Raw genomic sequence first — 507 nt, forward strand, 5'->3', positions numbered from 1 at the left:
AATGAACGGAAATCCATAGTCAGAGGTGGCTCACTTCTCGATGGAAATGCCGGCTCACTTCTGAGTGAAAATCAACAATGCGTTGACCGACCTGTTCATCTTGCGTGGCGTTCCCGCCTTCATCCGCTCCGACAACGGCCCGGAGTTCATCGCCCAAGCCGTTCGGGACTGGATTGGCGCCGTCGGGGCGAAAACGGCTTACATCGAGCCAGGTTCACCTTGGGAGAATGGCTATTGCGAAAGCTTCAACGCGCGCTTCCGCGATGAAATGCTGAATGGCGAGGTCTTCTACAGCCTCCGTGAAGCACAGATCCTGATCGAGGAGTGGAGGAAGCATTACAACACCAAACGACCACACAGCTCATTGGGCTATCGCCCACCGGCTCCGGAAACCATCGTCCCGATGGACCAAAGGCCGGTCATGCACTAACTGGACTTGCCCGGAAAAAGTGGAGAGCACCAACTGAGGAACCAGGAGGTGTTCTATGGGAAACGGGAACAGACCGA

Annotated in this window: 1 pseudogene; it reads left to right on the top strand. The window is 55.6% G+C overall.

Annotated elements, in window-relative coordinates:
- Positions 1-79 precede the first annotated feature (79 nt).
- A pseudogene (locus Q1A36_RS21405) lies at positions 80-430 on the top strand (integrase core domain-containing protein); the annotation flags it as partial.
- Positions 431-507 lie beyond the last annotated feature (77 nt).

The sequence above is a fragment of the uncultured Paracoccus sp. genome, assembly GCF_947487305.1.
In the GTDB taxonomy this organism is placed as follows: Bacteria; Pseudomonadota; Alphaproteobacteria; order Rhodobacterales; family Rhodobacteraceae; genus Paracoccus.